We start from the raw sequence: 13308 nt of genomic DNA, 5'->3' as shown, positions 1-13308 counted from the left end.
GAGCCTTCACGGTTAGACCGTCTTTGACACTATCAGGAAAATGACACTCACCCCTTACTACGGAGTTAAACGGATGAGTGACTTTCATCACGGCGTTGAGGTCATCGAGATTAACGATGGCACGCGCACCATTTCCACCGTCTCGACGGCAATCATCGGTATGGTCTGCACGGCCAGCGATGCTGACGAAAAGACATTCCCCCTAAATGAGCCGGTGCTGATTACCAGCGTGCAGAGCGCTATCGGTAAAGCCGGTAAGCTTGGAACGCTGTCAGCTTCCCTGCAGGCCATCGCAGACCAGTGCAAACCGGTCATTGTAGTTGTTCGTGTTGCCGAAGGTGTCGCAGACCCTGACGACGAAGAGGCGGCGCAGAACGAAACTATCTCGAACATCATCGGCACGACCGATGAAAACGGCAAATACACCGGGCTGAAAGCGCTGCTGACGGCGAAAACTGTCACCGGCGTCAAGCCGCGTATCCTTGGCGTGCCGGGGCTGGATTCTCAGGAAGTGGCGACCGCGCTGGCGTCGACCTGCCAGAGCCTGCGCGCGTTTGGCTATGTCAGCGCGTGGGGGTGCAAAACCATTTCAGACGCGATTGCCTATCGTGAGAATTTCAGCCAGCGCGAGCTTATGGTCATTCATCCTGATTTTCTGGCATGGGACACCACGACGAATGAAACCGCTGTTGCATGGGCGACCGCCCGCGCGCTCGGCCTGCGTGCCAAAATCGACCAGGAAACCGGCTGGCACAAGACCCTGTCAAACGTCGGCGTCAATGGTGTCACCGGCGTCAGTGCCTCGGTCTCATGGGATTTGCAGGAGTCAGCCACGGACGCCAACCTGTTAAATCAGGCCGGTGTCACCACGCTTATTCGCAATGACGGCTTTAAGTTCTGGGGAAACCGCACCTGTTCTGATGACCCGCTTTTCCTGTTTGAGAACTACACCCGCACCGCGCAGGTGCTGGCCGACACGATGGCGGAGGCGCACGCCTGGGCGATGGATAAACCTGTCACCGCAACGCTTATCCGCGACATCGTCGCCGGTATTAATGCCAAATTCCGCGAGCTGAAAAACAACGGCTATATCGTCGACGGTTCGTGCTGGTACGACCCGGATTCAAACAGCGTGGAAACGCTCAAAGCGGGGAAACTGTATATCGATTACGACTACACCCCCGTCCCGCCGCTGGAAAACCTGACCCTGCGCCAGCGCATCACTGATACCTATCTGGCGAACCTGTCAGAGTCGGTCAACAGCTAAGGAGCTCAGAGCATGGCATTACCACGCAAACTGAAATACCTGAACATGTTTAACGACGGCCTCAGCTACATGGGCGTCGTGGAATCCGTCACCCTGCCAAAGCTGACCCGTAAGCTTGAGAAATACCGTGGCGGCGGGATGCCGGGCGCGGTGTCAATTGACCTCGGCCTCGATGACGATGCGCTGTCTCTTGAGTGGACGATTGGTGGCCTGCCTGACGTCGCACTGTGGGCGCAGTACGCATCACCGGGCGCGGCCAGCGTGCCGTTACGTTTTGCTGGCTCATACCAGCGCGATGACACCGGCGAGATTTCCGCTGTTGAGGTGGTCATGCGTGGCCGTCACAAAGAGTATGACGGCGGCGAGAATAAACAGGGCGAAAGCGGCACGACCAAAATGTCAACCGAGTGCGCTTACTACCAGCTCACGATTGACGGCAAAGAGGTCATCGAGATTGACGTCATCAACATGGTGCTGAAAGTCGACGGCGTCGACCGTCTGGCTGAGCACCGTAAGGCCATCGGCCTGTAATCCCTTAACCGGTCAATCAGGCTGGCCGGTCACTTAACTTTGACGAGAGAAACATCATGGAAAACATCAACGAAACCGCCACCACTGAAACTGAAAACCCGAACATTGTGATCCTCGATAACCCCGTCATGCGCGGTGAGCAAAAAATCGGGCAGGTAACAGTCACAAAACCCAACGCGGGAACCCTGCGCGGTGTGTCGCTGGCGTCGCTGGCAAACTCGGATGTCGATGCGCTGATTAAGGTGCTGCCGCGCATGACTTACCCGGCACTCACCGAGCATGAGGTCATGCGTATGGAGGCATCAGACCTGATTTTATTCGCTGGTAAGGTGGTGGGTTTTTTGTCGCCATCTTCGGCTCGCTGAAATTCCCCGATAACCTGTCGGTCGATGACCTGATGGCGGATATCGCAGTGATATTTCACTGGCCGCCATCAGAGCTGAATTCACTGAGCGTGACCGAGCTCCTCACATGGCGCGAGAAGGCGCTGCAGCGAAGCGGAAAACATCATGAGCAATAACGTCAGACTTGAGGTGCTGCTTAACGCAGTAGACCGGGCAAGCCGACCGCTCAAAGCTATCCAGAACGCCAGCAAATCCCTTGCAGGCGACATCCGCACTTCACAAACCAGCCTGCGCGATCTGAATGCGCAGGCGTCCCGAATTGACGGATTCAGGAAAGCGAGCGCACAGCTTGCCGTGACCGGTCAGTCGCTTAATAAAGCGAAACAGGAAGCCGCCGCGCTGGCCATCCAGTTTAAAAACACGCAAAACCCCACCACGGCGCAGGCGCGCGCGATGGAGGCGGCAAAGAAATCCGCCGCTGACCTGCAGCTCAAATACAACGGGCTCAGGCAGTCGGTGCAGCGCCAGCGCACGGAGCTCGCGCAGGCCGGGATAAACACCCGCACGCTGTCGGCGGATGAGCGCCGTCTCAAAGCCAGTATCAGCGAGACAACCGCGCAGCTTAACCGGCAACGTGATGCGCTGGCGCGCGTCAGCCAGCAACAGGCGAAACTGAGCCGCGTTAAAGACCGTTATCAGGCCGGTAAATCCATCGCAGGAAACGCGGCAGCGGCTGGCGCGGCGGGTGTTGGCATCGCCACGGCGGGAACCATGGCCGGGGTGAAACTGCTGATGCCTGGCTTTGACTTTGCACAGAAAAACTCTGAGCTGCAGGCCGTACTCGGGGTGGATAACCAGTCGCCAGAAATGCAGGCACTGCGCAAACAGGCGCGACAGCTTGGCGACAATACCGCTGCCTCTGCAGACGATGCAGCGAGCGCGCAAATCATCATTGCGAAAAGCGGCGGGGATGCTGCTGCCATTCAGGCGGCGACGCCGGTCACGCTGAATATGGCACTGTCTAACCGGCGCTCGATGGAGGAAAACGCCGCGCTGCTGACGGGGATGAAATCCGCGTTTGGGCTCTCAAACGATAAAATCGCGCACATTGGCGACGTTCTCTCGATGACGATGAACAAAACCGCCGCCGATTTTGACGGGCTGAGCGACGCGCTGACCTATGCCGCGCCGGTGGCAAAAAATGCCGGGGTCAGTATCGAGCAGACCGCAGCGATGGTCGGCGCGCTGCACGACGCCAAAATCACCGGCTCAATGGCGGGTACGGGTAGCCGTGCCATCCTGAGCCGCCTGCAGGCTCCGACCGGAAAAGCCTTTGAGGCCATCAAGGAGCTCGGCGTTAAAACGTCTGACAGTAAAGGTAATACTCGCCCGATATTTTCCATCCTGAAGGAAATGCAGAGCAGTTTTGAGAAAAACAATCTCGGAACGAGTCAGCGCGGCGAGTACATGAAAGCCATCTTTGGTGAAGAGGCCAGCTCGGCGGCGGCGGTACTGATGACCGCAGCCTCAACCGGTAAACTGGACCAGCTAACCGCTGCATTCAAAGCCTCTGACGGTAAGACCGAAGAGCTCGTCAAAGTCATGCAGGACAATCTCGGCGGTGACTTTAAGGAGTTTCAGTCAGCCTATGAGGCCGTGGGGACTGACCTGTTTGACCAGCAAGAGGGCTCTTTGCGGAAACTGACGCAAACGGCCACGCAATATGTTTTGAAACTGGATGGCTGGATCACACGTAATAAATCACTGGCGACCACTATCGGTGTGGTAGTCGGTGGCGCGCTGGGGCTGATTGGTGTGCTCGGCGGGATTGGTCTGATTGCATGGCCGGTAGTCATAGGAATTAACGCCATTATTGCCGCTGCCGGAGTGCTGGGAACGGTGTTTACCGTAGCCGGTAGCGCGATTGTCACCGCGCTTGGTGCAATTAGCCTGCCAGTGGTGGCGGTAGCCGGTGCTGTTGTGGCCGGTGCGCTCCTGATCCGTAAATACTGGGAGCCGCTGGGCGCATTCTTCTCGGGCGTAGTGGAGGGACTTAAAGCGGCCTTTGCGCCTGTTGCGGAAATCTTTGCCCCGCTCGCACCGGTGTTTGACTCCATCATCGAGAAACTGCGCGGGGTATGGCAGTGGTTCACTGACCTGATAGCGCCGGTTAAGGCGACGCAGGAAACGATCGACCGCTGCAAAAATGTCGGCTTGGCGTTTGGTCAGGCTCTGGCCGATGCGCTGATGGCTCCCCTGAATATCTTTAACAGCCTGAGTGGCAAGGTCGGATGGCTGCTGGAAAAACTCGGGGTCATTAAAAAAGAGTCGGGCGACCTCGACCAGACTGCAGCGAAAGCCGGTGCGCAAAACGGGTCATATATCCCGGCAACCTCGGCTTATGGTGGTTATCAGGCTTATCAGCCGGTGACAGCGCCTGCAGGCCGGTCTTACATCGACCAGAGCAAGCGGGAATACAACATCAATCTGTCAGGTGGTGCCGGGGCGGGGACTGACCTTGACCGACAGCTGCGCGACGCCGTCGACAGAATCGACCGCGAAGAACGGGCGCGCCAGCGCTCAAGTATGCGCCACGACGGATGAGGGCTAAAGCATGTTAATGGTACTGGGTTTATTTGTTTTTGAGCGCCGCACGCTGCCGCATCAGTCGATGCAGTATTCGAAGGATTACCGCTGGGCGTCAAACGACCGTGTTGGTAAACCACCGGCCTATCAGTTTCTCGGGGAGGGGGAAACCTCGCGCACGCTGTCGGGCGTGCTTTATCCTGAAATTACCGGCGGCCGCCTGTCGCTGATGGCTGTCGAGCTGATGGCAGACGAGGGCAGGGCGTGGCCGCTGATTGACGGAACGGGCATGATCCACGGCATGTATGTCATCGACAAAGTGACCCACACGCACACTGAGTTATTCAGCGACGGCGCGGCCAGAAAAATTGAATTCAGCCTGTCACTGAAACGGGTCGATGACTCGCTCGCGGCCATATACGGCGACCTGAAAACGCAGGCTGATAGTCTGGTGACGTCTGCCGGTAACTGGATTGGAGGGCTGACGGGATGATTAGCGGGATTAACGTGCAGGCCGGGGCGCGGGTTGCCCCGGCGTTTATGCTCACGCTCGATGGCGATGACATCACGCAGAATTTCAGCGACCGGCTTATCGGTCTGACCATGACGGACAATCGCGGATTCGAGGCTGACCAGCTCGACATTGAACTCGATGATACCGACGGACTTGTCGAGCTGCCGCCGCGCGGTGCAAAGCTGACGCTGTGGTTAGGCTGGCAGGGCTCGGCCTTGCTGAATAAGGGTAGTTTCACGGTCGATGAAATCGAGCACCGGGGCGCGCCTGATACGCTGACCATCCGGGGGCGTAGCGCCGATTTTCGCGGAACGCTGAACTCGCGCCGGGAACAGTCATGGCATGACACCACGCTCGGGGTTATTGTCGAGACTATCGCGGCACGCAACAAGCTGACGGCGAGCGTGGCCGATACGCTGAAAGCGATCCCCGTGCCTCACATTGACCAGACGCAGGAATCCGACGCGGTGTTTCTGTCCCGCCTGGCTGACCGCAACGGCGCAACGGTCTCGGTTAAGGCCGGTAAACTGCTGTTCCTCAAAGCCGGTAGCGCGATGACGGCCAGTGGCAAACCTGTCCCGGAAATGACCATTGAGCGCGGCGACGGCGACCGGCATCAGTTTGCCATTGCTGACCGGGAGGCTTACACCGGCGTAACAGCAAAATGGCTGCACACCAAAGACCCGAAGCCACAAAAGCAAAAGGTGAAGCTCAAACGCAAACCAAAGGTGCAGCACCTGCGCGCGCTGCAGCACCCGAAGGCGACCAAAACCACGGCAAAGGCCAAAGCCAAAAAGGAGCAGGAAGCGCGCGAGGGTGAGTATATGGCTGGTGAGTCTGACAACGTGCTGGAGCTGACAACCATCTACGCGACAAAGGCGCAGGCCATGCGCGCCGCTCAGGCAAAGTGGGACAAAATTCAGCGCGGGGTCGCGGAGTTTTCAATCTCGCTGGCGTTTGGCCGTGCGGATTTATTTCCCGAAACGCCGGTGGCGGTTAAAGGCTTTAAGCGCGTTATAGACCAGCAGGCGTGGATAATCAGCCGGGTGGTGCATAACTTTAACGGGAACGGCTACACGACGGGCTTAGAGCTTGAGGTTAAGGTTTCGGATGTGGAGTACGAAAGCGAGGAATTAGACTAATGAAATGCCATTAAGTGTTTGTTATGTATGGTTTTAATGGCTAAAATTACCGCATCGAAAATAAAGAAAAGGTGCTCGCCATGTTTCACTGCCCTAAATGCCATTTTGCTGCACACGCTCGCACAAGCCGCTATTTTTCTGACACGACCAAAGAGCGCTATCACCAGTGCACAAACATCAACTGCAGTTGCACATTTGTCACCACTGAGACTGTCGAGCGCTTTATCGTGTCACCGGGTGAAGTGGTGCCAGCGCCACCGCATCCGACAACGTCAGGACAGCAACAGATCCACTGGATGTGACCAAAAGAAAGCCCCGCGAATGCGGGGCTTTTTATCGATGTGTGGACGACGTGTGGACATCGTTAGAAACAAATCCTTATGTTTCCATTGCTTACAGGGAAAATTAAATCACCATCCCTGTCTTCCCCCACATGATGTGGGGGTTTTTTTTGCCCATCATTAAAATGCGTTAACCGTTTATTCATCTTATTGACTCCTCTGCATCCGTTATACTAGCGGCATAGCGTGACAGGAGTGTTTATGAATCAATCCTATGGACGGCTGGTGAGCCGGGCCGCAATCGCCGCGACGGTCATGGCGTCGTGCCTGTTAGTCATTAAAATCTTCGCGTGGTGGTATACCGGTTCGGTCAGTATTCTGGCGGCGCTGGTGGACTCCCTGGTGGATATTGCCGCCTCGGTGACGAACCTGTGGGTGGTGCGTTACTCGTTACAGCCGGCAGATGAAGAGCATACCTTTGGTCATGGTAAAGCGGAGTCGCTGGCGGCGCTGGCGCAAAGCATGTTTATTTCCGGTTCAGCGCTGTTCCTCTTTTTGACTGGCATTCAGCATCTGTATACCCCGTCGCCGATGAAAGATCCGGGCGTCGGCGTGGTGGTAACCGTTATTGCACTTATAAGCACATTAGTTCTGGTAACGTTCCAGCGCTGGGTGGTGCGTAAAACGCAGAGTCAGGCGGTACGGGCAGATATGCTTCATTATCAGTCTGATGTTATGATGAACGGTGCGATTCTTATTGCGCTCGGTCTGGCCTGGTATGGCTGGCACCGGGCCGATGCGTTATTTGCGTTAGGGATTGGATTCTATATTTTATACAGTGCGTTGCGTATGGGGTACGATGCAGTGCAATCCCTGCTCGATCGCGCACTGCCAGACGCAGAACGGCATGAAATCTTTGAAATTGTGACCTCCTGGCCCGGCGTCAGCGGCGCTCACGATCTTCGCACGCGGCAGTCAGGGCCGACCCGCTTTATTCAGATTCATTTAGAAATGGAAGATAACCTGCCGCTCGTTCAGGCCCATCTGGTGGCGGAACAGGTTGAACAGGCGATTTTGCAGCGTTTCCCGGGGTCAGATGTCATTATTCACCAGGATCCCTGCTCAGTCGTGCCTAAGCCAGGTACTGGACATTTTGGGCTTTCGTAATTCGTTGTAAAAAAGTGAACCGGGGCAGCATTTTGTGGAAAAATAACCGCCATTTGGTCTGACCTGAATCAATTCAGCGGGAAGTGATTGATATACTATTTGCACTATTCGTTGGTCGATAGGACGTCTTCCGGCAACAGATTTCATTTTTGCATTCCTAAGTTCAGAGGTAGTCATGATTAAGAAAATCGGTGTGTTGACAAGCGGCGGTGATGCGCCCGGCATGAACGCAGCAATTCGTGGTGTAGTGCGCGCAGCGTTGACGGAAGGTCTGGAAGTTTTTGGTATCTATGACGGTTATCTGGGCCTGTATGAAGATCGCATGGTGCAGCTCGACCGCTACAGCGTGTCCGACATGATTAACCGTGGCGGTACCTTCCTGGGCTCCGCGCGTTTCCCGGAATTCCGCGATGAGCGCATCCGTGAAGTGGCTATCGAGAACATGAAAAAACGCGGCCTGGACGCGCTGGTTGTTATCGGCGGTGACGGTTCCTACATGGGGGCAAAACGCCTGACTGAAATGGGCTTCCCATGCATCGGTCTGCCAGGCACCATCGACAACGACATTAAAGGCACCGACTACACCATCGGTTACTTCACTGCACTGGGCACCGTGGTAGAGGCGATTGACCGTCTGCGCGACACCTCTTCTTCTCACCAGCGTATCTCTATCGTCGAAGTGATGGGCCGCTACTGTGGCGACCTGACCCTGGCGGCGGCGATTGCGGGCGGCTGTGAGTTCATCGTGGTGCCGGAAGTGGAATTCAGCCGTGAAGATCTGGTGGCAGAAATCAAAGCCGGTATCGCCAAAGGTAAGAAACACGCCATCGTTGCCATCACCGAGCACATCTGCGACGTTGACGAGCTGGCGAAGTACATTGAAGCCGAAACCAAACGCGAAACCCGCGCGACCGTTCTTGGCCACATCCAGCGTGGCGGCTCTCCGGGTCCTTACGACCGTATCCTGGCATCCCGTATGGGCGCTTACGCGATTGAACTGCTGCAGCAGGGCTTTGGCGGTCGTTGCGTCGGCATTCAGAACGAAAAACTGGTTCACCATGACATCATCGACGCTATTGAAAATATGAAGCGTCCGTTCAAAGGTGACTGGCTGGAGTGCGCGAAAAAGCTGTACTGATCGGCGGCTGTTGCCCGGTGGCGCTGCGCTGACCGGGCCCACAAAAGCATGGTTCGTAGGCCGGGTAAGGCGTAGCTGCTACCCGGCTTTTTTGTGCCTTCATCCCCTCTTTTTATTCCCCTGCGTTATAGCCAATCTTTTTTTATTCTTTAATCATTGGTTCGCTTTCTGGCACCCTGCACTCATCAAACACAACATTAAGAGAGTTGGGCGATGAATAAATGGGGCGTGGGTTTAACGTTATTGCTGGCATCGACCAGCGTTCTGGCAAAGGATATTCAGTTACTGAACGTGTCTTACGATCCGACGCGTGAACTGTACGAGCAGTACAACAAAGCGTTCGCCGCACACTGGAAACAGGAAACCGGCGATAACGTCGTGGTCCGCCAGTCCCACGGTGGCTCCGGCAAGCAGGCGACCTCGGTGATTAACGGCATTGAAGCCGACGTCGTGACCCTGGCGCTGGCGTATGACGTGGACGCTATCGCGGAACGCGGCCGTATCGATAAAAACTGGATCAAACGCCTGCCGGACAACTCCGCGCCGTATACCTCCACCATCGTTTTCCTGGTCCGCAAAGGCAACCCGAAACAGATCCATGACTGGAACGATCTGGTTAAGCCGGGCGTATCGGTTATCACTCCAAACCCAAAAAGCTCTGGCGGCGCACGCTGGAACTACCTGGCAGCCTGGGGTTACGCCCTGCACCAGAACAATGGCGATCAGGCCAAAGCGCAGGATTTCGTGAAAGCGCTGTTCAAAAACGTCGAAGTGCTGGACTCCGGCGCGCGTGGCGCAACTAACACCTTCGTTGAACGCGGCATTGGTGATGTGCTGATTGCGTGGGAAAACGAAGCGCTGCTGGCGACTAACGAACTGGGTAAAGACAAATTTGAAATTGTCACCCCAAGCGAATCCATTCTGGCTGAGCCAACCGTCTCCGTTGTCGATAAAGTAGTGGATAAGAAAGGCACCCAGGCCGTGGCGGAAGCCTACCTGAAATACCTTTACTCCCCGGAAGGCCAGGAGATTGCCGCGAAGAATTTCTATCGTCCACGTGATGAGGCGGTGGCGAAGAAGTATGAGAACGCCTTCCCGAAACTGAAGCTCTTCACTATCGATGAAGTCTTCGGCGGCTGGACGAAAGCGCAGAAAGATCACTTCTCGAATGGCGGCACCTTCGATCAGATCAGCAAGCGTTAAGCATTTTTTGAAGAACGACACGGGACCCGGTGTGAGAAATCCACCGGGTTTTTTATTTGTTCATTTTTATGCGTTACTCTTTGGCGTCAGGTGGATACAGGGAATGCGCTGTGAAAAAAATAATCGTGCTGGTACTGGTTGTGATTGCGCTCGCGGCAGGTGTCGGGTTCTGGCTGAAAGCGGGTAACCCAAACGCGCTGCGGCATATCGTTCTCGACCAGTGTGTGCCTGGTCAGATGCAGAACCGTAACCCGGCGCCCTGTGCGCTGGTAAAAACGGATGCGGGATATGTGGTGTTTAAAGATCGCAACGGGCCGCTGCAATATCTGCTGATGCCCACGTACCGCATCAAGGGTACCGAAAGCCCGCTTCTGACCGAGGCTCAGACGCCCAATTTCTTCTGGCTGGCGTGGCAGTCGCGCCACTTTATGAGCATGAAGCGGGGAAGCAACGTACCCGACAGTGCAGTTTCACTGACCATCAACTCCCCGACCGGTCGCACGCAAAATCATTTTCATATCCATATCTCCTGCCTGCGCCCGGACGTGCGCGAGAAGCTCAATGCCAGTCAGGGGCAAATCAGCACCCAGTGGCTGCCGTTCCCCGGCGGGTTGGAGGGGAATGAATACCTGGCGCGTCGGGTGACGGAAGCGGAGCTGGTGAAACGCAGCCCGTTTATGATGCTGGCAGAAGAGTTGCCGGAAGCGCGCGACCATATGGGACGCTTTGCGCTGGCGATGGCGCAGCAGGCGGACGGATCGTTTATCCTGTTGGCAACCGAGCGCAACCTGCTGACGTTTAACCTCGCTTCCGCTGAGGAATTACAGGATCATCAATGCACTATCCTGAATGAACCCCACCATAAATAGCGTTTACTCGCCCTGCCTGTCGCCGTAGACTTGCTGAAAAATTCTACAGGAGACAGGCATGTCGCTCTGGTTCACTCACCCGCTGTTTCTGCCCTCGCTGATTATCGTCGTCACTATCATTCTGTGGGCCACCTCGCTGCTGCCGGAATTCCTCACCGCGCTGCTGTTCTTTACTGCGGCGATGATCGCGCGTATTGCCCCGCCGGAGGTGATTTTTGGCGGTTTTGCCTCGTCAGCATTCTGGCTGGTGTTCAGCGGATTTGTGCTGGGGGTGGCGATCCGCAAAACCGGACTGGCGGACAGGGCGGCGCGGGCGCTGTCGGCCAGGCTGACCGACTCCTGGCCGCTGATGGTGGCAAGCGTAGTGCTGCTCACCTATGCGCTGGCGTTTGTGATGCCCTCCAACATGGGGCGCATCGCGCTGCTGATGCCCATCGTGGCGGCGATGGCGAAGCGGGCGGGCATTGCGGACGGTACGCGGGCGTGGTTCGGCCTGGCGCTGGCGGTGGGGTTTGGCACCTTCCAGCTATCGGCCACCATCCTTCCGGCCAACGTACCTAATCTGGTGATGAGCGGGGCGGCGGAAGGCTCGTACGGCATCCATCTTAACTATGTTCCGTACCTGCTGCTGCACACGCCTGTGCTGGGTATTCTCAAGGGTCTGATCCTGATCGGCCTGATCTGCTGGCTGTTCCCCGGCGCGCCAAAACCGGCGAAGGATTTGACTCCGCCGGAGCCGATGGGCCGCGACGAAAAACGCCTCGCCTGGCTGCTGGCGGTGGTGCTGGTGATGTGGGTAACTGAAAGCTGGCACGGCATTGGACCGGCGTGGACCGGGCTCGCGGCGTCGATTGTGGTGATGCTGCCGCGGGTTGGCTTTATCACCGGGGACGAATTCTCGGCGGGGGTGAATATGCGCACCTGTATTTATGTGGCGGGTATTCTGGGGCTGGCGATCACCGTGACGCAAACCGGTATTGGCAGTGCGGTGGGCGAGGCGCTGATGCGGGTAATGCCGCTGGATGCCGATGCGCCGTTCACCAGTTTCCTGGCCCTGACTGGTATCACCACCGCCCTGAATTTCATTATGACCGCCAACGGCGTACCGGCGCTGTATACCACCCTGGCGCAAAGCTTCTCGGACGCCACCGGCTTTCCGCTGCTGTCGGTGATTATGATTCAGGTGCTGGGGTATTCCACGCCGCTGCTGCCGTATCAGGCGTCGCCGATTGTGGTGGCGATGGGGCTGGGAAGGGTGCCTGCACGGGCGGGGATGCTGCTCTGTCTGGCGCTGGCGGTGGCAACCTATCTGGTGCTATTGCCGCTGGATTATCTGTGGTTTAGCCTGCTGGGACGGCTGTAAAAAAGCCCGGTAGCGCTGGCGCTTACCGGGCCTGGAGTATCGTAGGGCGGGTCAGCGAAGCGCCACCCGCCACAGATGCTCTTACGCCTGTTTCGCTGCTTCTGCTGCTTTAACGATCACCGCGAAAGCGTCTGCTTTCAGGGATGCGCCGCCAACCAGCGCGCCGTCGATGTCCGGCTGGGTGAACAGTTCTGCTGCGTTAGAGGCGTTTACGGAACCGCCGTACTGGATGATCACTTGCTCAGCCACTTTCGCGTCGGCTTTCGCAATGTGGTCACGGATGAATTTGTGAACGGCCTGAGCCTGTGCTGGGGTGGCAGATTTGCCGGTACCGATCGCCCATACTGGCTCGTAAGCAATGACCGCACCTTCGAACGCGCTCGCGCCCTGAGTGGTCAGGACTGCGTCGATCTGACGTGCGCAGACTTCTTCGGTTTTGCCCGCTTCGTTTTCTGCTTCGGTTTCACCGATGCACAGAACCGGGATCAGACCCTGCTCTTTCAGCACAGCGAATTTCTTGGCGATGAACTCGTCGGACTCTTTGTGGTAGGTACGACGCTCAGAGTGGCCAATAATGATGTATTTTGCGCCGATATCTTTCAGCATTTCAGCGGAGGTTTCACCGGTGAACGCGCCAGACAGGTTAACGTCAACGTTCTGGGCACCCAGAACGATGTGGCTGCCGTCAGCCGCTTTCTTAGCCATATCCAGGTACATGTCCGGCGGAGCGATAGCAACAGCACAGCCAGTCACACCAGCCAGCTCTTTACGCAGGTTAGCTACCAGCTCGTTTACCATGTGGCGGCTGCCGTTCAGTTTCCAGTTACCCATCACTAAAGGATGTCGCATTTCAATTCTCCACGCTCAAGAGCGAATTAAGGAATATGGCCGCCCGACAGGGCA

General features: G+C 56.6%; 14 protein-coding genes. 13 read left to right on the top strand and 1 reads right to left on the bottom strand.

Annotation, left to right across the window (positions count from 1 at the left end; translation table 11 throughout):
• Positions 1 to 73 precede the first annotated feature (73 nt).
• The 13 genes from GNG26_RS21760 to GNG26_RS21700 all read left to right on the top strand — a co-directional run bounded on the left by GNG26_RS21760 (position 74) and on the right by GNG26_RS21700 (position 12405).
• A complete protein-coding gene (locus GNG26_RS21760; RefSeq protein ID WP_156240048.1) occupies positions 74 to 1267 on the top strand; it encodes a phage tail sheath protein in 1194 nt (397 codons plus the stop codon).
• Between the two features lie 12 nt (positions 1268 to 1279).
• The gene (locus GNG26_RS21755) at positions 1280 to 1798 is read left to right on the top strand and encodes a phage major tail tube protein (RefSeq protein WP_156240047.1); all 519 of its coding nucleotides are present in this window, start codon (positions 1280 to 1282) and stop codon (positions 1796 to 1798) included.
• A 56-nt stretch (positions 1799 to 1854) separates the two neighbouring features.
• Entirely contained in the window at positions 1855 to 2163 is a 309-nt protein-coding gene (locus GNG26_RS21750) for a phage tail assembly protein (RefSeq protein WP_156240046.1), read from the top strand.
• Entirely contained in the window at positions 2160 to 2318 is a 159-nt protein-coding gene (locus tag GNG26_RS21745; protein WP_370463902.1) for a GpE family phage tail protein, read from the top strand. The genes GNG26_RS21750 and GNG26_RS21745 overlap by 4 nt, the downstream gene beginning before the upstream one ends.
• Positions 2308 to 4746, top strand: coding sequence for a phage tail tape measure protein (locus GNG26_RS21740; RefSeq protein WP_156240044.1), 2439 nt, complete (start codon positions 2308 to 2310; stop codon positions 4744 to 4746). Before GNG26_RS21745 ends, GNG26_RS21740 begins: the two co-directional genes overlap by 11 nt.
• A gap of 10 nt (positions 4747 to 4756) precedes the next feature.
• The gene (locus GNG26_RS21735) at positions 4757 to 5221 is read left to right on the top strand and encodes a phage tail protein (protein ID WP_156240043.1); all 465 of its coding nucleotides are present in this window, start codon (positions 4757 to 4759) and stop codon (positions 5219 to 5221) included.
• Entirely contained in the window at positions 5218 to 6384 is a 1167-nt protein-coding gene (locus GNG26_RS21730; protein WP_156240042.1) for a phage late control D family protein, read from the top strand. The genes GNG26_RS21735 and GNG26_RS21730 overlap by 4 nt, the downstream gene beginning before the upstream one ends.
• Before the next feature lie 80 nt (positions 6385 to 6464).
• Positions 6465 to 6686, top strand: coding sequence for a DNA-binding transcriptional regulator (locus tag GNG26_RS21725; protein WP_074173244.1), 222 nt, complete (start codon positions 6465 to 6467; stop codon positions 6684 to 6686).
• 240 nt (positions 6687 to 6926) lie between these two features.
• Complete coding sequence (fieF, locus tag GNG26_RS21720) at positions 6927 to 7832, top strand: CDF family cation-efflux transporter FieF (RefSeq protein ID WP_103825257.1); 906 nt, start codon at positions 6927 to 6929, stop codon at positions 7830 to 7832.
• A gap of 175 nt (positions 7833 to 8007) precedes the next feature.
• Positions 8008 to 8970, top strand: coding sequence for a 6-phosphofructokinase (gene pfkA, locus GNG26_RS21715; RefSeq protein WP_103825256.1), 963 nt, complete (start codon positions 8008 to 8010; stop codon positions 8968 to 8970).
• Between the two features lie 213 nt (positions 8971 to 9183).
• Entirely contained in the window at positions 9184 to 10173 is a 990-nt protein-coding gene (locus GNG26_RS21710; RefSeq protein WP_156240041.1) for a sulfate ABC transporter substrate-binding protein, read from the top strand.
• A 110-nt stretch (positions 10174 to 10283) separates the two neighbouring features.
• Positions 10284 to 11042 (top strand): CDP-diacylglycerol diphosphatase, encoded by a 759-nt coding sequence (locus GNG26_RS21705; RefSeq protein ID WP_156240040.1) that lies wholly within the window; start codon positions 10284 to 10286, stop codon positions 11040 to 11042.
• Positions 11043 to 11100: 58 nt separating this feature from the next.
• Entirely contained in the window at positions 11101 to 12405 is a 1305-nt protein-coding gene (locus tag GNG26_RS21700) for an SLC13 family permease (protein ID WP_114388302.1), read from the top strand.
• Between the two features lie 81 nt (positions 12406 to 12486).
• Here the strand turns inward: GNG26_RS21700 and tpiA are convergent, their stop codons facing one another.
• The gene (tpiA, locus tag GNG26_RS21695) at positions 12487 to 13254 is read right to left on the bottom strand and encodes a triose-phosphate isomerase (protein ID WP_103177516.1); all 768 of its coding nucleotides are present in this window, start codon (positions 13252 to 13254) and stop codon (positions 12487 to 12489) included.
• Positions 13255 to 13308: the final 54 nt, after the last annotated feature.

The organism is Leclercia sp. J807, from assembly GCF_009734465.1.
Taxonomy (GTDB): Bacteria; Pseudomonadota; Gammaproteobacteria; order Enterobacterales; family Enterobacteriaceae; genus Enterobacter.
The sequence above is the reverse complement of the archived record's forward strand: the minus strand, read 5'-3'. Positions and strand labels throughout refer to the sequence as shown.